Origin of the sequence: Streptococcus mitis, from assembly GCF_009496285.1 — a bacterium.
GTDB classification, from domain to species: Bacteria; Bacillota; Bacilli; order Lactobacillales; family Streptococcaceae; genus Streptococcus; species Streptococcus mitis_BP.
On record NZ_WIJK01000015.1, the window covers coordinates 1 to 22937 of the forward strand.

The following is a 22937-nucleotide window of genomic DNA, read 5'->3' on the forward strand; positions in this document are numbered from 1 at the left end:
GGATAGCCTTTCTAAATGGTTTATTAAGCAATTCTATTTTACCAAGACTATCGCAACCATGCAAAAAGCAACGGCAAAAACCGTTGCTTTTTTGATAGAATCGAGACACTATTGTCCCAGACTCTTTACAATTCATTGACGACATAGTCGAAAAGAGTTTTATCTTTGGGACGATTTTCAAAGAGGAATTCTGGATGCCATTGGACACCGAGAAAGGCAACATCATCTGTACTCATAACAGCTTCAATAATGCCATCCTTAGGGTCATGAGCTACAATCTTTAAGTTAGGTGCTAAATCCTTGATACTCTGATGATGGAAAGAGTTGATATGAGAGATTTCTCCATAGATATCTCGAAGAACAGTATCAGGTTCTGTTACCAAACGTTGTGTTGTGTACTCGGCAGAACAATCCTGCCAGTGGTCTTCGATATCTTGATACAAAGTTCCACCCATAGCAACGTTAAAGAGTTGAGTCCCACGGCAAACAGAGAAAATAGGCTTTTTCTGTTTAATAGCTTCCTTGATGAGGGCTAGTTCGAAGATATCTCTTTGAAGGTGGTAGTCATCGCTATCAATGGTTTTTGGTTCACCATAGAATTTTGGATCAACATTTTGCCCACCTGTCAAGATGAGCTTGTCAATCATACTGATATAGTGGCTAGCCATTTCTTGATCACCAATCGGTAGGATGATGGGAATCCCTCCAGCTTCCTTGACTCCTTCAACAAAGCCCTTTGCTGCGTAGCTCATCATGATGTCATCATCTGGATGAGTTTTTTCGTTTCCTGTAATCCCTATAACTGGTTTTTTCATAAATGCTTACGCTTTCTAATCCTCTTTTCTCATGAAATAGAGGAGAGTTTGCAATTCACTAGTTAAATCCACATATTGAGCTACCACATCTTTTGGTAGTTGGAGATGAACGGGTGAAAAGCTTAAAATTCCTTTGATGCCTGCATCGACAAGGAGATTAGCTACTTCTTGTGATTTGACACTCGGAACAGTTAAGATTGCAGTTTTTACATCTGCATTTTTTATTTTATCCTTGATTTGGGAGATTCCATAAATTGGAATTCCATCGGGAGTTTTCGTCCCAACTTCAGGATGGTCATCCAAATCAAAAGCCATAATAATTTTCATTTTGTTTCGTTCATGGAAACGGTAGTGAAGGAGAGCGTGCCCCATATTACCAATCCCCACTAACATAACATTCGTAATAGAATTATCATTTAGAAGATCAGCAAAAAACGTCATTAGTTTTTTGACATCGTAGCCAAATCCACGGCGACCAAGTTCACCAAAGTAGGAAAAATCTCGTCTAACGGTAGCAGAATCAATACCAATGGCCTCGGCAATTTGTTTTGAGTTGGCTCTTTCAATCTTTTCTGCATGAAATCTTTTAAAGATACGATAATAAAGAGAAAGTCTCTTTGCTGTTGCTTTTGGAATAGCAGACTGTTTTTCTTTCACAAAATCACAACCTTTCTAAATACTATTTTATAGAAAGATTGTGAAAAAATCAACAAAAACAAGAAAAAACTAAGAAAATCTTAGTTTATCTTTGTAAAATCATAGTGATATAGAAAACGATAGAGATCTCCCAGAAGACCTTGATAGATTTCTTTTCCCTTATAGGTAAGAGAAGTAATGACGGTCGTATCTGGAAGAGTCACACATCCTGAAAGTGACAGCATGAGTGCTTCGTAATCTTCGTATTCTAAAATGCGATCGACTTGATAGGTATCCTTATAGGTTAATCGAAACATAGGGACCTTCTATCTTTCACTTTTAGTGAAGACACCACGCTCCACAAGACTGTCCATCAAGAAGTAGAATTTCTCTTGGTGGATATGAGTTTCTTCTGACTTAAAGATATCAACCAAACGTAGACCAAATTTATCAGTGATGTTGATTTTTGCACCAGTTAAGTCTTTGTTGATGATAATCTTAAGTTGGAAACCTTCTCCACTATTTGGAACCTTCTCAAGAAGGCGTGTTAATTCATAGTTACCAACCTTTGTTTCAAAAAAAGTGTTATCTTTTAGAGTAAACTTTTTGACAGTAGGGCTAAGTGTGTAATCGTAACGGCAATTTTTAAGACTAATAGTTTTTTCGAATGCCATTGAGTTAACCTCCAATGATTTCTTTTAGAGTTTGGGCGAGGGTGATCATTTCTTGCTCTGTATTTTGAGGTGAAATGCTGACGCGAACGGATTCGTGTAAGCGAGGAGAGCCTTCTCCGTAGAAAGCCTGAAGAACATGACTAACCTGAACGACACCTGCAGTACAAGCAGAACCAGTTGAAATAGAAATCCCTTCAAGATCCAGACGAAGGAGTAGTAGATCATTACGTTGACCTGGAAATCCAATATTAAGGACATAAGGTAGCTGGTCTTTTCCTTGATTGAGGTAATAGTCTGCCTCAGCCATTTCCTTTAAGAAGGTGTCTTTCAGTTGTTGAACCTTTTCAAAGTTTTGTGCTTGGTTTTCAAGATCATCCTTTAGAGCTGCTACCATTCCTACAATGGCAGGAAGATTTTCTGTTCCTGCTCTTTTTTTCTGCTCTTGATCACCACCATGAAGATAGGAATCAAAATCTGTAGATGCAGCATAGAGAAAACCAACTCCTTTTGGACCATAAAATTTGTGTGCAGAAGCACTGAGAAAATCAATTCCCAATTTTTCAGGAAGAATTTCTAATTTACCAATTGCCTGAACCGCATCGACATGATAGACGGCTGGATGATTTTTTAGAACCTCACCAATTTCAGCAATAGGTAATAGTGTACCAGTTTCATTGTTGGCAAACATAGTAGAAACAAGAATGGTATCTTCACGAAGTGCATTTTTGACTTGGTCTGCAGTGATTTCTTGATGTTCAGGCTGTAAAATAGTCACTTCAAAACCGAAATTTTCAACCAAGTATTTGATGGGTTCTAGAACAGCATGGTGCTCAATCGCAGTAGTGATAATGTGCTTTCCACGATTTTGATGGCGAAGGCAGTAGCCGATGATAGCAGTATTATTGCTTTCAGTACCACCAGTGGTAAAGAATATATGTTGTGGCTTTGTTCCTAGTAAACTTGCTAGTTCTTGACGAGCTTCTCGTAATAGTTTACCTGCTTGGCGCCCATGTCCATGAATACTAGAAGGGTTGCCATAAGTTTCTTGCATGACTTGAGTCATTGCTGAGATAGTTACTGAAGACATTGGAGTCGTTGCAGCATTATCCAAATAAATCAAAAACTCACCTAATTTCTATTTAAATAGTGGACTAACTGGTTTTCTTTCATGAATACGAACCATAGCATCACCAATCAATTCGCTAGCAGTGATATATTGTACGTTTTTAGGTTTTCTACTTTCTGTCAATACAGAATCTGTAACCAAGATTTCCTTGATTTTTGTTGCATCTAATAACTCTGCTGCACCGTTAACGAATAGTCCATGACTTGAAACCGCATAGATTTCAGTTGCGCCGTCACGCTCTAAGATTTTAGCAGCTTCAGAGAAGGTACGGCCAGTATTCAGAATGTCATCGATTAAGATTGCTTTCTTACCTTCAACCTCCCCGATAATGTAACCTTGACTGCGTTCAGAATCATCTTGTGCATAATCAATGATGGCAATTGGAGCATCTAGGTATTCTGCAAGACTACGAGCACGTTTTACACCAGAGTTTTTAGGACTGACAACAACTACATCTGAACCAGTCAAACCTTTATCGCAGTAATGTTTTGCAAAAAGTGGAATTGTATAGAGGTTATCTACAGGAATGTCAAAGAATCCTTGAACCTGAACGGCATGAAGGTCAAGAGTCAATACACGACTAACTCCAGCTTTCACCAACATATTTGCAACTAGTTTTGCAGTAAGTGGTTCGCGTGAAGAAGCAATACGATCTTGGCGAGCGTAGCCGAAGTATGGAAGAACAACGTTAATAGTATTAGCACTTGCGCGAACACAAGCATCAACCATAATCAAAAGTTCCATCAAGTGGTTATTTACTGGATAACTAGTTGATTGGATGATATAAACATCATATCCACGAACACTTTCTTCGATGTTTACTTGGATTTCGCCATCTGAAAATTGGCGTGAAGATACTTTTCCAAGTGGAACACCTGCAGCATCTGCGATTCTTTGAGCAATTTCCTGGTTGGAAGATAGTGCGAAAAGTTTCATGTTTTTTGTATCTGACATCGATAAACCGTCCTCTTTAAACTAAGTGAATCGCTGTAGTGAAACACTTTTAGTGATAGATGCTCTCTACAACAGATTCTATTATTTTTCATCCATTTTATTTTATCAAAAAAAGAAGATTATTTCAGTATTTTTTCATATTTTCTATAAAACGAACCAATTTTGAAGGAGCTTTTTTGTAATGGATTTCATTGGCTTGTAAAAATTCTTGGAAATCAAGACTACCTTGGTTGCCATCTTCCACTTCTAATTCAAGCTCATAGTCAACAATATCAAAGTATTGGCTTTGATCAAGAGCCATGAGGCCGATAGGAGTTTGCTTTTCGTAGCGAACAGTAGTTAGGCAACCTAAAACTACCCAGCCACTGGTTGAAAGTCCACGGCTAGTCAATTCGTCAAGAATCATTCCTTGTGGAAGTTTACATTCTTTAAGACAATAGTTTGCTTCCTCAAGGCTTAGATCTTGATTGTACTCCATATTTCCAACTTTTTGTGGGATTTTTATGGTCAATTCAGCGCTATTTTCAAAAGTACGAATGCGCATAGCGATTTTATGTTTGCGAAGGTAAAAATCTGGCGTGTCTAGGTAGTAATTTTTTTGTGTAATAGGTGTGACTCCTGAAAAGTGATCCTGCAATCTTTGATATTCATCCTTGTTTAGAAGTGTTTTCATTTCAATTTCTAAATGTTTCATTTTTTTTACTTTTTCCTTATCTTTGAAAGCGATTGTATGGTATAATAAGCATTGTATTTATTGTATAAGATTTTTCCTAGAAAATCAAAAACTAGATAAATCGAAGTGTATAGAGAATTGGATGAAAAAGATATATGATTACAGAATGGGAAGAATTTTTAGATCCTTACATTCAGGCTGTCGGAGAGCTGAAGATAAAACTCCGAGGTATTCGAAAACAATACCGCAAACAAAATAAACATTCTCCAATTGAGTTTGTAACTGGTCGAGTCAAACCGATCGAAAGTATAAAAGAAAAAATGGCTCGTCGAGGGATTGGATACGATACGTTGGAACAGGACTTGCAAGATATTGCAGGTTTACGCATCATGGTTCAATTTGTAGATGACGTGAGCGAGGTTGTTGCCATCCTTCGTAAGAGGCAAGACATGAGAGTTGTCCAAGAACGTGACTACATCACTCATCGAAAGGCTTCAGGATATCGTTCTTACCATTTGATTATTGAGTATACTGTGGACACGATCAAGGGTGCAAGAACGATTCTGGTGGAGATTCAGATTCGAACCTTGGCTATGAATTTCTGGGCTACCATCGAGCATTCTCTCAATTATAAATATCAAGGGGATTTTCCAGAAGAAATTAAGAAACGCTTGGAAATCACAGCAAGAATCTCTCACCAATTGGATGAAGAAATGAGTAAAATTCGTGATGATATCCAGGAAGCACAGGCACTCTTTGATCCATTGCATAGAAAGTTAAATGACGGGGTAGGTAATAGTGACGATACCGATGAAGAATACAGGTAAACGAATTGATCTAATCGCTAATCGCAAACCTCAAAGTCAAAGAGTCTTATATGAATTAAGAGATCGACTAAAAAAGAATAACTTTATATTAAATGATAAACATCCCGATATCGTGATTTCCATAGGTGGGGATGGGATGCTTTTGTCTGCTTTTCACAAGTATGAAGACCAGCTGGATAAGGTTCGCTTCGTTGGTGTTCACACAGGTCATTTAGGTTTCTATACGGATTACCGTGATTTTGAACTAGATCAACTGCTTACTAATCTACAGTTGGATACTGGGGCTCGTGTGTCTTACCCGCTGTTAAATGTAAAGATATTTTTGGAAAATGGAGAAGTGAAAATTTTCCGTGCTTTGAATGAGGCTAGCATTCGGAGAGCTGATAGGACCATGGTTGCCGATATTATCATTAACCAAGTGCCATTTGAACGTTTTAGAGGAGATGGCCTGACGGTATCAACGCCAACTGGCAGTACAGCCTATAATAAATCTCTTGGTGGAGCTGTTTTACATCCTACCATTGAAGCCCTTCAATTGACAGAAATTGCGAGTCTTAACAATCGTGTCTACAGAACCTTAGGTTCTTCTATCATTGTGCCTAAGAAGGATAAGATAGAATTGATACCAACTCGTAATGACTATCATACGATTTCTGTTGACAATAGCATTTATTCTTACCGTAATATTGAAAGAATAGAATACCAGATAGACCATCATAAGATTCATTTTGTAGCAACACCAAGCCATACTAGTTTTTGGAATCGTGTCAAAGATGCCTTTATTGGTGAGGTGGATGAATGAGGTTTGAATTTATTGCTGACGAACACGTCAAGGTAAAGACTTTTCTGAAAAAGCATGAAGTCTCTAAAGGTTTACTGGCCAAAATCAAGTTTCGAGGTGGAGATATTCGCGTAAACGGTCATCCACAAAATGCAACCTATCTCTTAGATATTGGGGATGTGGTTGTCATCGACATTCCTCCTGAGGAAGGATTCGAGACACTGGAAGCAATTGATTATCCACTGGATATTCTGTTTGAAGATGAGCATTTCTTAATCATAAACAAACCCTTTGGTGTGGCCTCGATTCCTAGTGTCAATCATTCCAATACCATCGCTAACTTTATCAAGGGTTACTATGTGAAACAGAACTATGAAAATCAGCAGGTTCACATTGTAACCAGACTAGATCGCGATACTTCGGGTCTCATGCTTTTTGCTAAACATGGTTATGCTCATGCTAGACTAGACAAGCAGTTGCAAAAGAAAGCCATTGAAAAGCGCTATTTTGCTCTGGTTAAAGGAGATGGGTTTCTTGAACCTCAAGGTGAAATCATTGCCCCGATTGCTCGAGATGAAGATTCCATTATCACTAGACGAGTTGCAAAAGGTGGCAAGTATGCCCATACTTCCTATCGTATAGTGGAGTCTTATGGCGATATTCATCTAGTTGATATTCGACTGCATACAGGAAGGACACACCAGATTCGTGTCCATTTCTCACATATCGGTTTCCCTTTGCTTGGTGATGACCTCTATGGTGGTAGTCTTGAACATGGCATAGAGCGTCAAGCTCTGCATTGCCATTACTTATCGTTTTATCATCCTTTTCTTGAAGAGCAGTTGGAGATGGAAAGTCCACTGCCGGATGATTTCAACACTCTTATAACTCAGTTATCAAATAATAATTTATCTTAAAAGGAGTCAAAACTCATGGAAGTTTTTGAAAATTTAAAAGCCAACCTAGTTGGTAAAAATGCACGTATTGTCTTGCCTGAAGGTGAAGAACCACGCATTCTTCAAGCAACAAAACGCATCGTAAAAGAAACAGAAGTTATCCCTGTCCTACTTGGAAATCCTGATAAAATTAAAATCTATCTTGAAATCGAAGGAATCATGGATGGTTATGAAGTAATCGATCCTGCACATTACCCTCAATTTGAAGACATGGTAGCATCACTTGTAGAACGTCGTAAAGGAAAAATGACTGAAGAAGAAGCTCGCGAAATATTGGTTAAAGACGTGAACTATTTTGGTGTTATGTTAGTATACATGGGCTTGGTAGATGGAATGGTTTCAGGAGCTATTCACTCTACTGCGGCAACTGTTCGCCCAGCCCTTCAAATCATTAAAACACGTCCAAATGTTAGTCGTACTTCAGGTGCCTTCCTTATGGTTCGTGGCACTGAGCGTTACCTATTTGGTGACTGTGCCATCAATATCAATCCTGATGCTGAAGCATTGGCAGAGATTGCGATTAACTCTGCTATCACAGCTAAGATGTTTGGTATCGAACCAAAAATTGCGATGCTAAGCTACTCAACTAAAGGTTCTGGTTTTGGTGAAAGCGTAGATAAAGTTGTTGAAGCAACTAAGATTGCTCATGATCTTCGTCCTGACCTTGAAATTGATGGGGAATTGCAATTTGATGCTGCCTTCGTTCCAGAAACAGCTGCTCTTAAAGCACCAGGAAGTAAGGTTGCTGGACAAGCAAACGTCTTTATCTTCCCAGGTATTGAAGCAGGGAATATTGGTTACAAGATGGCAGAACGTCTCGGTGGATTTGCAGCGGTTGGTCCAGTATTGCAAGGTTTGAACAAACCAGTTAATGACCTTTCACGTGGATGTAATTCAGACGACGTCTTCAAACTTACTCTTATCACAGCAGCCCAAGCTGTACACCAATAAAATACAAGATAGCTCCTTTTCTCTTAAAGGAGCTTTTCAAGTAGGGAGTAATTGAAGAAGGCCTTTTGTTTTTTACTAGACTTTGGGGCAAGTTATACTCATAATCAATTATTTTCAAAAAGCAACCTAGTCCATTGTCTGCTGACAGTGGACTTTAAAACGGTTTTTTCCAGTCCTTGAATAACTTCTTGAAGCTTATCAATGACGGCTTCTAATGTTTGGAAAGCCTTATTTTTAAAGCCTCGTTTTCGAATTTCTTTCCAGACTTGTTCAATAGGGTTCATTTCTGGTGCATAAGGTGGAATTAGAGGGGATTGCTTTGGGCAGTTCCTTTTTAATGTAAAAGGAGTAGAATCATAGCGTTTCTAAATTGTTAATCATTCAAAACAGATTGTGATGGGACTATTCTAGCTTTAGAATTCTTCAAAAATTAACATTTAAGGTAATCAATTACTTAGAAGAGTACAAAAACATTTAATTTATAGGGATTCTAAGTCTAGAATTGCATGGATATTTATGAAAACAGAATATTCGATAGATAGGATTGTTCTATTCTGAAAGATTTGAGCTGTCAATTGTGTAGGATAGTATTATTCTATGTTAGATTCCAGTAAAAATGATTGGATAAATGATATTAAAGAAAAATCAAAATCATAATTTTGTTTAATATGGTATAATATTTCTAATAATTTAAACATAATGAGGTAGTAATTTATGGATGAAGTTTTATTTTTTGGAGAAGATGACTTCGATATTCTTGATATTGATGGTTATGAACTAAAACCCTCATCGTTTTTTAATAAGTTACCAGAAATAGCCAAACCTTTAGTCAAAAATGCAAATAAAATCTTATCTGAAGTAGAAAAAATGTTATATTCTGCTCCAGCCTTTATCAATGTTGTCCAATCTAGTATACCTGAAGAGGTTTTTCAGGCAATTCTTTCTCCAGAACAACGGGAACAAATTGCTCAAGGAGTGTTAAAATTAATGACAAAGAAAGATGGCTCTCTCTTGGCTGTATTAGTAAACACTAATACTAATAAAGTCATTGGAAATGTACCATTGAAATCTGTTAAGTTGACACCAGAATTAAATAAAGCGTTAGCCGATTATTCGTCACAAATTCAAATGGCTCAGATTGCAGAGGAGATTCAGAATGTACAATATGCTATTGAGGACGTCAGAAAAGGACAGGAGTCAGATAGACTTGCAATAGCCTATAGTTGTCAACAGAAACTCTTGCAAGCTAGAGAAATATCAGATTCAAACATTAGAACAATGATGTTACTGCAAGTTATTTCAGATGCAGAAGATAGTAGAAATCTCTTAATGCTTAGTCAAAAATCAAATGTAAATTTTATCAAAGAACAACCAGATTCTACTTGGGGTAAGTTATTAAAAGGGGATAAACCAGATAAAATTGAAGCTCGTATGAATGAGATTAGAGATGGATTAGCAGCTGTAAATATTGTTTCACTATCAGCAGCAATAGCTTATAATGAGTTGGGCGAGAAAAAAGCTGCTCAAAAAAGTTTGGATTACTTTGGGAAATTTATTAACGAAACTTATCTCAGTTCTCAGGAATTAGTAGAGAGACTCGATCTACTTGATCCTTCTCCTACAAATTACTGGACAAAAGAATTGCCAAAAATTGAAACTTCTATAATGAAATTGCCAAATAAACCAGATTCTATTGAGACAGAGGTGTTAGAATGAAAAAAATAAAAAAATGCAAGACATGTACTAGGGATTTACCATCAAGTTATAAGCACAATAAGTGCGAATCATGTAGAAACAAAAAAATAGATGAAGCAAAAAAGATACTTAAAGTTGTTGGACAAGTTGGAAGTGTGGTTACTCCAGTTGTAGTTGGTATGTTGATGAATAAAACTAAGAATAAGAAGAAATAAACTAATCTATTAAGTACCTAGAAAGGAAACTCTCAAATTGTCCTACAAATTTCTACTCTTCGACCTCGATCACACCTTACTCGATTTTGATGCTGCTGAGGATATAGCTCTGACGCAACTCTTAGAAGAAGAAGGAGTAGAGGATATCCAAAATTACAAAGATTATTATGTGCCCATGAACAAAGCCCTTTGGAAGGATTTGGAACAGAAAAAAATTACAAAGGATGCGTTAATTAACACTCGTTTTGAAAAATTGTTTGCTCATTTTGGTATTGAAAAAGATGGGTCCTACTTAGCAGAGCGCTACCAGTTTTTCCTTTCCAAACAGGGGCAGACTTACCTAGGTGTGGAAGATTTATTAAAAAATTTGATAAAACAAGACTATGAGCTCTATGCTGCGACAAATGGCATTACTGGCATTCAGACGGGACGTTTGGCTCAATCGGGTCTGGCACCTTATTTCAATCAAGTTTTTATCTCTGAACAGCTGCAAACACAAAAACCGGATGCTCTCTTTTATGAAAAAATTGGTCAGCAGATTGAAGGTTTTAGCAAAGAAAAGACGCTGATGATTGGAGATTCCCTAACCGCCGACATTCAAGGTGGCAATAATGCTGGAATTGACACGATTTGGTACAACCCTCATCACCTAGAAAATTACACACAAGCCCAGCCGACTTACGAAATCCATTCTTATCAAGACTTGCTGGATTGTTTAGATAAACTGTAAAAAGTGGTTTAGATAGCCACTTTTTGCTATAATAGAGGCAGTAAAAACGAAGGAGTTGGCTATGGAACACTCGTCTTGGCATGCTTTGATTAAGGAGCAATTACCCAAAGGTTATTTCGGTAAAATCAATCAGTTTATGAACCAGGTCTATGCTCAGGGAACCGTTTATCCACCTAAGGAGAAGGTTTTTCAAGCTCTCTTGACAACACCGCTTGAAGAAGTTAAAGTGGTGATTCTAGGGCAAGACCCCTATCATGGGCCAGGTCAGGCGCAAGGCTTGAGTTTTTCTGTTCCTAACTCTATCCCGGCTCCGCCATCCCTGCAAAATATCTTGAAAGAATTGTCAGATGATATCGGAGTTAAGAAATCACATGATTTGACAGCTTGGGCTGAGCAAGGAGTCTTGCTTCTTAATGCTTGCTTGACTGTTCCTGCTGGTCAGGCCAATGGTCATGCTGGTCAGATATGGGAGCCATTTACAGATGCTGTGATTCAGGTGGTCAATCATCTAGATAGGCCAGTCGTTTTTGTACTCTGGGGAGCCTATGCACGCAAGAAGAAGGCCTTAGTTACCAATCATCAGCACTTGATTATCGAATCAGCCCATCCCAGTCCGTTGTCGGTTTATAGAGGATTTTGGGGTTCCAAGCCTTTTTCCAAGGCCAATGCATTCTTAACAGAGACAGGACAAGAGCCGATTGATTGGCTTAGATAAGGAGAGAATATGCCTCAGTTAGCGACAATTTGCTACATTGACAACGGGAAAGAGCTACTCATGCTTCATCGCAATAAAAAGCCTAATGATGTCCATGAAGGGAAATGGATCGGTGTAGGTGGAAAGTTAGAACGGGGGGAAACTCCACAAGAATGTGCTGCTCGTGAAATTCTTGAAGAAACTGGTCTAAGAGCAAAACCAGTATTAAAAGGAGTAATCACCTTTCCAGAGTTTACACCAGACCTTGACTGGTACACCTATGTATTTAAGGTAACTGAGTTTGAAGGTGAGTTGATTGACTGTAATGAAGGAACCTTAGAATGGGTTCCTTACGATGAGGTTTTAAGTAAGCCGACCTGGGAAGGGGACCATACCTTTGTAGAGTGGCTTTTAGAAGATAAACCATTCTTTTCAGCTAAATTTGTCTATGATGGTGATAAATTATTGGATACCCAAGTGGATTTCTACGAATAAAGGAGTAAAGTGATGTTAGTAATCAAAAACGGCCGTGTAATGGATCCTAAGTCTGGTTTGGATCAAGTCAGTGATATTTTAGTTGAAAATGGAAAAATCGTTAAAATCGCTCCTCGAATCGATGTTGAGGGAGTTCAAGTAATAGATGCTACTGGTCTTGTAGTTGCGCCTGGATTGGTGGATATCCATGTTCATTTCCGTGAACCTGGTCAAACTCATAAAGAAGACATTCATACGGGAGCACTAGCAGCAGCTGCAGGTGGATTTACAACTGTCGTTATGATGGCTAATACTAATCCAACGATCTCTGACGTAGAAACCTTACAAGAAGTCCTTCAGTCGGCAGCTAAGGAAAAAATCAATGTCAAGACTGTAGCAACGATTACCAAGAACTTTAATGGCCAAGGTTTGACAGACTTTAAGTCGCTTTTAGAAGCTGGAGCTGTTGGTTTTTCTGATGACGGAATTCCACTTGAAAGAAGTAAAGTTGTCAAGGAAGCCATGGAAGAGGCTAAAAAACTCAACACCTTTATCAGTCTGCACGAAGAAGATCCTGGTCTGAATGGTACGCTAGGTTTTAATGAAAATATTGCTAAAGAACACTTCCATATTTGTGGCGCTACAGGGGTTGCAGAGTATGCAATGATTGCACGTGATGTCATGATTGCCTATGCAACAAAAGCCCATGTTCATATCCAGCACTTATCCAAGGAAGAAAGTGTTAAGGTTGTGGAGTTCGCTCAAAATATGGGAGCAAACGTAACTGCAGAAGTAGCACCCCAGCATTTTTCTAAGACTGAAACTCTTCTTTTGACTAAAGGAAGTAACGCTAAGATGAATCCACCTCTTCGTCTGGAGTCTGACCGTCGTGCAGTTATTGAAGGACTTAAATCTGGAGTCATTTCTGTCATTGCTACTGACCACGCGCCTCACCATGCTGACGAAAAAAATGTTGAGGATATTACCAAAGCTCCATCAGGTATGACAGGTTTAGAAACTTCTTTGTCACTCGGTTTAACTTACTTAGTCGAAGCTGGTGAGCTAACCCTGATGGAATTATTAGAAAAAATGACAGTAAACCCTGCCAAATTGTATAATTTTGAAGCAGGATATTTGGCTGAAAACGGCCCAGCTGATATTACAATTTTCGATGATAAAGCTGACCGAATCGTTGATACGCATTTTGCTTCTAAATCAGCTAATTCTCCATTTATTGGTGAACAATTAAAAGGGCAGGTTAAATATACTATCTGTATGGGACAAATCGTTTATCAAGCAGATTAGGAGCTTGAGGATGAATTATTTTCGTAAACTTAGAATCGTAAACGAAATGCTTGCCATGGAGTATATTGTCAAGCCGCTAACCGTGCTAAAATTCAGTATGAAACCAAGGAAAAAGCTGATCATGCTGTAGAGTATGATAATGGTGGCTTGGTTAGAAGCTATTATTGCGCCTCATGTAATTGCTGGCACACGACATCAAAAACTAGTAATCCACCTTTGAGCTTGAGAAAATACGGCTTAAAGCTTTTTGGCTTGGATGCAAAGGAGCAGAAAGAGTAGGTATGCATTCAACAGAAACTATTAAAGACAAAATCATCTTATTTTTAAAAATTTTCTTCCCTATTTTAATTTATCAATTCGCTAATTATTCCGCATCTTTTGTCGATACCACGATGACAGGCCAATATAATACTCTCGATCTAGCGGGTGTTTCAATTGCAACTAGTTTATGGAATCCTTTCTTTACCTTTTTGACTGGAATCGTCTCAGCCTTGGTCCCTATTATTGGTCACCATTTGGGACAAGGAAAAAAGAAAGAAGTTTCTTCGGATTTTTATCAATTTCTTTATTTGGCTTTAGCCTTATCTATCGTACTTTTTGGCTTGGTTTTCTTTTTAGCACCAATTGTGTTACAATTCATGGGACTGGAAGTGACTGTATCCAGCGTTGCCATACGTTATCTGTGGCTCTTAGCCATCGGTATTATTCCTCTCTTGCTTTTTAGTGTTATTCGATCGCTACTTGATACGCTAGGACTGACAAAATTGTCTATGTATCTCATGCTCCTCTTGCTACCCTTAAATAGTGGTTTCAACTATGTATTGATTTATGGAGCTTTTGGTTTTCCTGAGTTAGGAGGTGCAGGAGCAGGTCTGGGGACTTCCCTTGCCTACTGGGCTTTGTTGCTGATTTCGGTTTTGGTCTTGTTAAAGCATAAAAAGCTCAAGGAATATCAACTCCAAAAACCTATGCCCCTACAAATCAAAAAAATCAAGGAAGCTATTTATCTTGGTCTACCAATTGGTGGAACGGTATTTGCTGAAGTAGCCATTTTTTCAGTTGTTGGTTTGATTATGGCGAAATTCTCATCACTTATTATTGCCAGTCATCAGTCAGCTATGAATTTTTCAAATCTGATGTATGCTTTTCCTATGAGTATTTCAACTGCGATGGCTATTGTGATTTCTTATGAGGTAGGAGCTAAACGATTAGACGATGCTAAACAGTATATCCATATTGGTCGTTTAACAGCAATGATGTTTGCAATTTTAACACTTAGCTTTCTTTACATCTATCGTGAAAATGTAGCCAGACTATATGGTCAAGATCCAGAATTTATCCAACTAACAGCTTCTTTTATGACCTATAGCTTGTTCTTCCAGTTAGCTGATACCTTTGCGGCACCTTTGCAAGGGATTTTAAGAGGTTACAAGGATACGATTGTTCCTTTTTGCCTTGGTCTTCTTGGATACTGGGGTGTTGGGATTCCGCTTGGGTTATATCTTGATTATTCGACTAGTTTAGGTGCGTACTCCTATTGGATTGCTCTCATCATTAGTTTAATGGTAAGTGGAATTCTTTATCAGTGGCGTTTACAAGTTATTATGAAAAGATTCAAATAATTTGTTGAAAAATAATGAAAAAATAACTTGTGAAATTTGTATTTTATATAAAGAAAAGTCTTGGTTTTACTGACTTTTCTTTTTGTATATTGTGAAAAATTGCAGGCATATTTTTTGACACAAATTAACATATACAGTAAAATAGAACTATAAGAATTTAAACTTAGAAAGGCAAGATTATGTCAACTTTAGATAAAAATCTTTTGCTTGAGATGTTCCGTAAGATGGAAGAAATTCGTCGTATGGATTTAAAAATTGCTCAATTAGTAAAAAAAGGTAAAGTGCCAGGTATGACGCACTTTTCTGTTGGTGAGGAAGCTGCAAACGTTGGGGCTATGTTAGCTCTAAACGAAGACGACTTCATAACATCGAACCACCGTGGTCACGGACAAGCCATTGCTAAAGGAATCGACCTTAATGGTATGATGGCTGAAATCCTTGGTAAGTATACTGGAACTTGTAAAGGTAAAGGTGGATCAATGCACATCGCCGACCTTGATGCAGGTAACCTTGGTGCCAACGGTATTGTTGGTGGTGGTATGGGGATTGCAGTAGGGGCTGCCCTTACTCAACAAATGAAAAACACTGGTAAAATCGTTGTTTGCTTCTTTGGTGATGGAGCGACGAATGAAGGTGTATTCCACGAAGCTGTTAATATGGCTTCAATTTGGAATCTTCCAGTAATTTTCTACTGTATCAATAACGGCTATGGAATCTCTGCCGATATTAAGAAAATGACAAATGTCAAGCATATCCACGAGCGTAGCGCAGCTTACGGTATTCCTGGAATGTTTATCGAAGACGGTAACAATGTTATCGATGTCTACGAAGGATTTAAGAAAGCGGTTGACCATGTTCGTTCTGGTAAAGGCCCTGTCTTGATTGAAAGTGTAACCTATCGTTGGCTTGGTCACTCATCATCAGACCCTGGTAAATATCGTACACGTGAAGAAGTCGATATGTGGAAGGAAAAAGATCCAATCGAAAACCTCCGCAAGTACCTTGTTGAAAATAAAATTGCTAGTGCAGAAGAACTTGAAGAAATTCAGGCTCAAGTCAAGGAAGCAGTGGAGGCATCTGTTAAGTTTGCAGAAGAAAGTCCATTCCCTCCGCTTGAATCAGCATTTGAAGATATTTACGCAGACTAAGGAGAAGTAGAGAAAATATGGAAACTAAATTAATGTCTTTCCGCGATACCATTATCCTTGCAATGTCTGAGGAAATGCGTCGTGATGAAAATGTACTCTTGATGGGTGAAGATGTCGGTGTCTTTGGTGGAGACTTTGGTACATCTGTAGGTATGCTTGAAGAATTTGGACCAGAACGTGTACGTGACTGTCCAATTTCAGAAGCTGCAATTTCTGGTGCTGCTGCTGGTGCTGCTATGACTGGACTTCGTCCAATCGTTGATATGACTTTCATGGACTTTTCAGTTATTGCCATGGATAATATCGTCAACCAAGCAGCTAAAACTCGTTACATGTTTGGTGGTAAAGGTCAAGTGCCTATGACAATCCGCTGTGCAGCTGGTAACGGAGTTGGTTCTGCAGCTCAACACTCACAATCATTGGAATCTTGGTTTACTCATATCCCAGGATTGAAGGTTGTAGCTCCAGGTACACCAGCCGATATGAAGGGACTTCTTAAGTCTTCTATCCGTGATAACAACCCTGTTATCATTCTTGAATACAAATCGGAATTTAACCAAAAAGGTGAAGTACCAGTAGATCCTGACTATACAATTCCGCTTGGTGTTGGTGAAATTAAACGCGAAGGAACTGATGTAACAGTAGTAACATACGGTAAAATGCTTCGTCGTGTCATGCAAGCAGCTGAAGAATTGGCCGAAGAAGGCATCTCAGTAGAAGTAGTAGACCCACGTACTTTGGTTCCACTTGATAAAGACATCATTATTAATTCAGTTAAGAAGACTGGAAAAGTGGTTCTTGTCAATGACGCTCATAAGACAAGTGGATTTATCGGAGAAATCTCAGCTATCATTTCTGAATCAGAAGCATTTGATTACTTGGATGCACCTATTCGCCGTTGTGCTGGTGAAGATGTACCAATGCCTTATGCACAAAATCTTGAAAATGCAATGATTCCGACAGTTGAAAGCATCAAAGATGCAATCCGTAAAACTTATAACAAACAATAACACATAATATAAATTATGTAAAAAAATTAATTAGACGAGAAGCTTTGTATCTTTTAGGTGCAGAGTTCTCTGCGTTCTTGATATCTTAGATTAGAGCACGGGCTAAAAGCTCGGAAAAAAGATAAATCTCCTTGACTTCATCGAAGTCTGCGTAGATTTCCTATTTTTCAGTCGCTTTTAAACGCCCTTAGTATCTTATAATTGAATTCGGACGGAGGTCTGCGAAAAAAAGATAGATTTCCTTGTGTTCATGGAACACATCGTCAATCTCCTATTTTTTCATTGCCCTCTTCGTCCTTAATATCTTGTAATAGAATAGGAGAGGTCATGGCTGATGATAAGCTAAGAGCGACTCCTGCAGCTAGAAAATTAGCGGATGATTTAGGAATTAATCTCTACGATATTTCTGGCTCAGGCGCAAACGGTCGTGTCCACAAAGAAGACGTGGAAACATTTAAAGACACTAATGTGGTTCGCATTTCACCACTCGCAAAACGAATTGCACTAGAGCATAATATTGCTTGGCAGGAAATCCAAGGAACTGGTCACCGTGGTAAGATTATGAAGAAGGATGTTTTAGCCTTCCTTCCTGAAAATATTGAAAACGAAACAATCAAGTCACCTGCTCAAATCGAGAAAGTAGAAGAAGTTCCAGATAACGTAACTCCTTATGGAGAAATCGAACGCATTCCTATGACTCCTATGCGTAAGGTTATTGCTCAACGTATGGTTGAGTCATACTTGACTGCCCCAACCTTTACGCTTAACTACGATGTTGATATGTCTGAAATGCTTGCACTTCGTAAGAAAGTTCTTGATCCAATCATGGAAGCAACTGGCAAGAAAATTACTGTTACAGACTTGCTTTCACTTGCGGTTGTTAAGACTCTTATGAAACACCCATACATCAATGCGTCATTAACTGAAGATGGTAAGACAATTATCACTCACAACTATGTCAACCTTGCGATGGCTGTTGGAATGGATAATGGTTTGATGACGCCAGTTGTTTATAATGCTGAAAAAATGAGCTTGTCTGAGTTGGTAGTTGCCTTCAAAGATGTTATCGGACGTACTTTGGATGGTAAACTGGCTCCTAGCGAATTGCAAAACTCAACCTTCACCATCAGTAACTTGGGGATGTTTGGTGTTCAATCATTCGGTCCAATCATCAATCAACCTAACTCAGCAATCCTTGGGGTTAGCTCAACAATTGAGAAACCTGTTGTAGTAAATGGTGAAATCGTGATTCGTCCAATTATGAGTCTTGGTTTAACAATTGACCACCGTGTCGTAGATGGTATGGCTGGTGCTAAGTTTATGAAAGACTTGAAAGCTTTAATTGAAAACCCAATCTCAATGTTGGTTTAGAGAATTTATTTTTAGAAATATAGATAAAGGAAGTAAGATATGGCCTTAGAAGTAATTATGCCAAAAGCCGGCGTGGATATGACAGAAGGACAAATCGTCCAATGGAATAAAAAAGTCGGAGAATTTGTAAAAGAAGGAGAAATCCTTTTGGAAATCATGACTGACAAAGTCAGCATGGAATTGGAAGCAGAAGAAGACGGTTACTTGATCGCTATCCTGAAAGGGGACGGCGAGACTGTTCCTGTTACTGAAGTTATCGGTTATCTTGGTGAAGAAGGGGAAAATATCCCAACAGCTGGAGCAGTTGCACCAGAAGCTAGCCCAGCACCTGCAGCAAGTGCTTCGAACGATGATGGTAAGAGCGATGATGCTTATGATATCGTTGTTATTGGTGGTGGACCTGCTGGTTATGTTTCTGCCATTAAAGCAGCTCAATTAGGTGGTAAGGTTGCTCTTGTTGAGAAATCTGAACTTGGTGGAACTTGCTTAAACCGTGGATGTATCCCAACTAAGACTTACCTTCACAACGCCGAAATTATCGAAAATATCGGTCATGCAGCAAATCGTGGTATCGTAATTGAAAATCCTAACTTCACTGTTGATATGGACAAACTTTTAGAAACTAAATCTAAAGTTGTTAATACTCTTGTTGGTGGTGTGGCAGGACTTCTTCGTAGCTATGGAGTTGATGTTCATAAAGGTATCGGTACTATTACTAAAGATAAGAATGTCTTGGTAAATGGTTCTGAATTGCTTGAAACTAAGAGGATTATTCTTGCTGGTGGTTCAAAAGTAAGCAAAATCAACGTTCCTGGCATGGAATCATCTCTTGTGATGACTAGTGACGATATCCTTGAAATGAATGAAGTACCAGAAAGCCTCGTTATCATTGGTGGTGGAGTTGTCGGTATCGAACTCGGACAAGCCTTCATGACATTTGGTTCAAAAGTTACTGTTATCGAAATGATGGATCGCATTGTTCCAGCAATGGATGCGGAAGTCTCTAAGAACCTTCGCTTGATTCTTGAACGCAAAGGTATGACTATCTTGACAGGTACTAAACTGCAAGAAATCATTGAAGAAGATGGCAAACTTCGTATCAAGGTTGAAGGAAAAGATGATATCATCGCAAATAAAGCCCTTCTTTCAATCGGTCGTGTTCCAGATCTTGAAGGAATCGGAGAAGTTGAGTTTGAGTTAGACCGTGGTCGTATCAAGGTTAATGAATACATGGAAACTTCTGTTCCAGGTATCTATGCACCAGGTGATATCAACGGTACTAAGATGTTGGCCCACGCTGCCTTCCGTATGGGTGAAGTAGCGGCTGAAAATGCCCTTAAAGGAAATCACCATGTTGCTAAATTGAACTTGACTCCTGCAGCTATTTACACACTTCCAGAAGTAGCAGCAGTTGGTTTGACAGAAGAACAAGCTCGTGAGAAATATGATGTCCAAATTGGTAAATTCAACTTTGCCGCAAACGGACGTGCCATTGCATCAGATGCGGCTCAAGGATTTGTTAAAGTCATTGCAGATAAGAAATATGGTGAAATCCTTGGTGTTCATATCATTGGTCCTGCTGCTGCAGAGTTGATCAATGAAGCGTCAAGTATCATCGAAATGGAAATCACTGTTGAAGAAATGCTTAAGACAATCCACGGACACCCAACATACTCTGAAGTTATGTACGAAGCATTTGCTGATGTTCTTGGAATGGCTATCCATTCACCTAAGAAAAAATAAAAATAGATAGACTAGACTGGAATTATTTTCCAGTCTCTATCATATTAGAAGGTATCTTATGAAATACATTATCAATCATTCAAACGACACTGCCTTTAATATTGCTTTAGAGGAGTACGCTTTTAAGCATCTTCTTGATGAAGATCAAATCTTCCTTCTTTGGATCAACAAACCATCTATCATTGTAGGTCGTCACCAAAATACCATCGAGGAAATTAACCGTGACTATGTACGCGAAAACGGAATTGAAGTAGTGCGTCGTATCAGTGGTGGTGGAGCTGTTTACCATGATTTGAACAACCTTAACTATACAATTATTTCGAAAGAAGACGAAAACAAGGCCTTTGACTTTAAGAGCTTCTCTACTCCAGTTATCAATACTTTGGCTGAACTTGGTGTTAAAGCTGAATTTACAGGCCGTAACGACTTGGAAATCGACGGTAAGAAATTCTGTGGAAATGCGCAAGCCTATATCAACGGACGTATCATGCACCATGGTTGTCTTCTCTTTGATGTTGATTTGTCAGTCCTTGCTAACGCGCTTAAAGTATCTAAGGACAAATTTGAGTCTAAAGGGGTTAAATCAGTCCGTGCTCGAGTAACTAATATTATCGATGAGTTGCCAGAAAAGATCACTGTTGAAGAATTCCGTGACTTACTCTTGGAATACATGAAAAAAGAATATCCTGAAATGACAGAATATGTATTTTCAGATGAAGAATTGGCTGAAATCAATCGTATCAAAGAAACTAAGTTTGGAACTTGGGACTGGAACTATGGGAAATCACCTGAATACAATGTCCGTCGTGGAACTAAATTCCCAAGCGGTAAGGTTGAAATCTTTGCGAATGTTATTGAATCAAAAATTCAAGATATCAAAATTTACGGTGACTTCTTTGGTATCGAAGATGTTGCAGCAGTAGAAGACGTCCTTCGTGGTGTCAAATACGAACGTGAAGATGTCCTCAAAGCCCTTCAAACCATTAACCTAGGTCGTTACTTCGCAGGAATCACTGCAGAAGAAATTGCTGAAGCTGTGGTGGAATAGAGAAAAAGAAGTTGGAATTCCCAACTTCTTTATTTTGGAATTAAATTTACATAATTTAAATTATGTTATAAATTATAAGCTATCCAAGGCATTTTTTTGTTCGTCATTGACAATATGGGTATACAAGTCCGTAACTTGTGTGCTGGCATGTCCCAGTTGATGGCTTACCAAAACCTGCGACTTGGTTGCATCGTAGAGACGTGTTGCAAGCGTATGGCGTAGTTTATGGGGAGTTACCCGAACTTTGAAGTCTTCCGAATACTTAGCTACCATCTTTTCAACACTAGAAGCATCGATACGGTTTGGAACCCCTCGATATAATGTTAGAAAGAGAGCTGTATCTGTTTTTTCTGTCTTATAACGTTTGTCGCGAATGGCGAGATATTGCTCTAAATAAGGCTTAGCAAAGGCAGCAACATTGACTGAGTCGCGCTTTCCACCCTTACGAGTAACATCAATCACCATCATTTTGAGGTTGAGATCTCGAAGATCAAGGTTAACTGCTTCGGAGAGACGAACACCAGAAGCAAGAAGAAGAGCAATGATGGCTAAATCTCGCTCCTTATTCTTGTTAAAGGACGATAAGGCTCGATTTGAGAGAGTTTTAGGGTATTCCTCATCGATATAGTTAAGAAAACCTTCTGTTTCATCACCTAAAAAGAGTTTTTGCTTGATATTCTCAGCTCGTGCAGCCAAGGTTTCTTTCTTTTTCTTGGTAGCGACCTTCTTCATAACATTGCGATAGAAATACGGTTCACCTTGTTCATTTTCAACTTCCTCTGTCAAATACTTGTAAAGACTAGACAGTGCAGATAAAGTACGGTTAATGGTTGTTTGGGAGACACCATTTTTAGTTGTATTAGCATTAAGCAAAGGACGTTCACGTAAGTAAAGAATAAAAGATTCCATGTCTTTCTTGGTCATGTTCTCCAGAACATCCAAAGGAATATTTGCCATAGTATCAGCATCCGATATACCAGATTCCAAAACCCAGGTGAAAAATCGATCGTATTCCTTTAAGTATTCGTACAATGTCGTAAAACTGTAGGGAACGGCCAATTTTGATTGGTAGTATTCCAGAACGTACCAGGGCATAACTTGTTTGAGTTTATCAATCCGTTCTAATAAGATCTCGCGTTTCATGTTTTTCTCCAAATATTCTATACTAGTAGTATAGCATAGCTAGTTATATTTTTCAAGAAAATTATAGTTTTTCGGAAAGATGTTATAGGGGAGATTTAGGAATGTTCAAATAAGCTATACAATACTAAAAAACGTCTAGATTCGCTAAGTGAATTATTGATCATTAATTTATTGACTTCAAAAATTTCTAAAGCTTCTACAGTTTAAGTTTATTAGAATAAATTATAAAAACTCGATACCATTATTTAGGAATCGAGTTTTGATTCATATGACTCGGTCTATCATTTTAATTACTAATTTTAGACCAACTATATGCGAGACATAACATAAATTATGTAAACTCGTT

Annotated in this window: 24 protein-coding genes and 1 pseudogene; 16 read left to right on the forward strand and 9 right to left on the reverse strand. The window is 38.4% G+C overall.

The features are described 5' to 3' along the window. Nucleotides 1-125: 125 nt before the first annotated feature. From GEZ89_RS05895 to GEZ89_RS05925, 7 genes are all read right to left on the reverse strand, one after another. On the reverse strand, nt 126-815 hold the full coding sequence (locus tag GEZ89_RS05895; protein ID WP_153225326.1) for a gamma-glutamyl-gamma-aminobutyrate hydrolase family protein: 690 nt from the start codon (nt 813-815) through the stop codon (nt 126-128). Between the two features lie 15 nt (nt 816-830). Then, nucleotides 831-1472, reverse strand: a complete 642-nt coding sequence (locus tag GEZ89_RS05900) for a redox-sensing transcriptional repressor Rex (RefSeq protein ID WP_311522274.1) — start codon at nt 1470-1472, stop codon at nt 831-833. Between the two features lie 80 nt (nt 1473-1552). Next, nucleotides 1553-1768, reverse strand: a complete 216-nt coding sequence (locus GEZ89_RS05905; RefSeq protein WP_153225327.1) for a DUF4649 family protein — start codon at nt 1766-1768, stop codon at nt 1553-1555. Between the two features lie 9 nt (nt 1769-1777). Beyond that, on the reverse strand, nt 1778-2125 hold the full coding sequence (locus tag GEZ89_RS05910) for a DUF1831 domain-containing protein (RefSeq protein WP_045762949.1): 348 nt from the start codon (nt 2123-2125) through the stop codon (nt 1778-1780). Between the two features lie 4 nt (nt 2126-2129). Continuing rightward, on the reverse strand, nt 2130-3245 hold the full coding sequence (locus GEZ89_RS05915; protein WP_153225328.1) for a cysteine desulfurase family protein: 1116 nt from the start codon (nt 3243-3245) through the stop codon (nt 2130-2132). A gap of 15 nt (nt 3246-3260) precedes the next feature. Then, entirely contained in the window at nt 3261-4205 is a 945-nt protein-coding gene (locus tag GEZ89_RS05920; RefSeq protein WP_153225329.1) for a ribose-phosphate diphosphokinase, read from the reverse strand. 124 nt (nt 4206-4329) lie between these two features. Beyond that, nucleotides 4330-4899 carry a CYTH domain-containing protein gene (locus GEZ89_RS05925; protein WP_153225330.1) on the reverse strand — a complete coding sequence of 190 codons (570 nt, stop codon included), beginning with the start codon at nt 4897-4899 and terminating at the stop codon, nt 4330-4332. 134 nt (nt 4900-5033) lie between these two features. Here GEZ89_RS05925 and GEZ89_RS05930 point away from each other — a divergent pair, with 134 nt between their 5' ends. Genes GEZ89_RS05930 through pta form a run of 4 tightly spaced genes read left to right on the forward strand, consistent with a single transcriptional unit; the run spans nt 5034 to nt 8393 of the window. After that, nucleotides 5034-5705 (forward strand): GTP pyrophosphokinase, encoded by a 672-nt coding sequence (locus GEZ89_RS05930; RefSeq protein ID WP_153225331.1) that lies wholly within the window; start codon nt 5034-5036, stop codon nt 5703-5705. Further along, nucleotides 5689-6507: an NAD kinase gene (locus GEZ89_RS05935; protein ID WP_025171265.1), complete on the forward strand. Its 819-nt coding sequence runs from the start codon at nt 5689-5691 to the stop codon at nt 6505-6507. The genes GEZ89_RS05930 and GEZ89_RS05935 overlap by 17 nt, the downstream gene beginning before the upstream one ends. Continuing rightward, nucleotides 6504-7403 carry an RluA family pseudouridine synthase gene (locus tag GEZ89_RS05940; protein WP_153225332.1) on the forward strand — a complete coding sequence of 300 codons (900 nt, stop codon included), beginning with the start codon at nt 6504-6506 and terminating at the stop codon, nt 7401-7403. Before GEZ89_RS05935 ends, GEZ89_RS05940 begins: the two co-directional genes overlap by 4 nt. Before the next feature lie 15 nt (nt 7404-7418). Next, nucleotides 7419-8393: a phosphate acetyltransferase gene (pta, locus tag GEZ89_RS05945; protein WP_049509200.1), complete on the forward strand. Its 975-nt coding sequence runs from the start codon at nt 7419-7421 to the stop codon at nt 8391-8393. 104 nt (nt 8394-8497) lie between these two features. Here the strand turns inward: pta and GEZ89_RS05950 are convergent. Continuing rightward, nucleotides 8498-8698, reverse strand: a pseudogene (locus tag GEZ89_RS05950) (transposase); the annotation flags it as partial. A 409-nt stretch (nt 8699-9107) separates the two neighbouring features. On the opposite strand from GEZ89_RS05950, the gene GEZ89_RS05955 reads away from it, so the two are divergent. The 12 genes from GEZ89_RS05955 to GEZ89_RS06010 all read left to right on the forward strand — a co-directional run bounded on the left by GEZ89_RS05955 (nt 9108) and on the right by GEZ89_RS06010 (nt 21448). Then, entirely contained in the window at nt 9108-10109 is a 1002-nt protein-coding gene (locus tag GEZ89_RS05955; RefSeq protein WP_153225333.1) for a hypothetical protein, read from the forward strand. Beyond that, nucleotides 10106-10303 carry a hypothetical protein gene (locus GEZ89_RS05960; protein WP_153225334.1) on the forward strand — a complete coding sequence of 66 codons (198 nt, stop codon included), beginning with the start codon at nt 10106-10108 and terminating at the stop codon, nt 10301-10303. The genes GEZ89_RS05955 and GEZ89_RS05960 overlap by 4 nt, the downstream gene beginning before the upstream one ends. Nucleotides 10304-10340: 37 nt before the next feature. Continuing rightward, a complete protein-coding gene (locus GEZ89_RS05965; protein ID WP_153225335.1) occupies nt 10341-11033 on the forward strand; it encodes a YjjG family noncanonical pyrimidine nucleotidase in 693 nt (230 codons plus the stop codon). Between the two features lie 61 nt (nt 11034-11094). Beyond that, nucleotides 11095-11748, forward strand: coding sequence for a uracil-DNA glycosylase (locus tag GEZ89_RS05970; protein ID WP_153225336.1), 654 nt, complete (start codon nt 11095-11097; stop codon nt 11746-11748). Nucleotides 11749-11757: 9 nt separating this feature from the next. Beyond that, complete coding sequence (locus tag GEZ89_RS05975; RefSeq protein ID WP_001135780.1) at nt 11758-12222, forward strand: NUDIX hydrolase; 465 nt, start codon at nt 11758-11760, stop codon at nt 12220-12222. Between the two features lie 12 nt (nt 12223-12234). Continuing rightward, nucleotides 12235-13506 carry a dihydroorotase gene (locus GEZ89_RS05980; protein ID WP_153225337.1) on the forward strand — a complete coding sequence of 424 codons (1272 nt, stop codon included), beginning with the start codon at nt 12235-12237 and terminating at the stop codon, nt 13504-13506. 281 nt (nt 13507-13787) lie between these two features. Beyond that, entirely contained in the window at nt 13788-15128 is a 1341-nt protein-coding gene (locus GEZ89_RS05985; protein ID WP_153225338.1) for an MATE family efflux transporter, read from the forward strand. A 179-nt stretch (nt 15129-15307) separates the two neighbouring features. Next, nucleotides 15308-16276 (forward strand): thiamine pyrophosphate-dependent dehydrogenase E1 component subunit alpha, encoded by a 969-nt coding sequence (locus GEZ89_RS05990; RefSeq protein WP_153225339.1) that lies wholly within the window; start codon nt 15308-15310, stop codon nt 16274-16276. Nucleotides 16277-16293: 17 nt separating this feature from the next. Then, nucleotides 16294-17286, forward strand: coding sequence for an alpha-ketoacid dehydrogenase subunit beta (locus tag GEZ89_RS05995; RefSeq protein WP_000448506.1), 993 nt, complete (start codon nt 16294-16296; stop codon nt 17284-17286). A 327-nt stretch (nt 17287-17613) separates the two neighbouring features. Then, nucleotides 17614-18657, forward strand: a complete 1044-nt coding sequence (locus GEZ89_RS06000) for a dihydrolipoamide acetyltransferase (protein WP_075231347.1) — start codon at nt 17614-17616, stop codon at nt 18655-18657. 39 nt (nt 18658-18696) lie between these two features. Then, nucleotides 18697-20400, forward strand: a complete 1704-nt coding sequence (lpdA, locus tag GEZ89_RS06005) for a dihydrolipoyl dehydrogenase (protein WP_153225340.1) — start codon at nt 18697-18699, stop codon at nt 20398-20400. Nucleotides 20401-20458: 58 nt separating this feature from the next. Further along, a complete protein-coding gene (locus GEZ89_RS06010; protein WP_006145561.1) occupies nt 20459-21448 on the forward strand; it encodes a lipoate--protein ligase in 990 nt (329 codons plus the stop codon). A gap of 72 nt (nt 21449-21520) precedes the next feature. Here GEZ89_RS06010 and xerS read toward each other — a convergent pair whose 3' ends face one another. After that, nucleotides 21521-22591, reverse strand: coding sequence for a tyrosine recombinase XerS (gene xerS / locus GEZ89_RS06015; RefSeq protein ID WP_049509685.1), 1071 nt, complete (start codon nt 22589-22591; stop codon nt 21521-21523). Nucleotides 22592-22937: the final 346 nt, after the last annotated feature.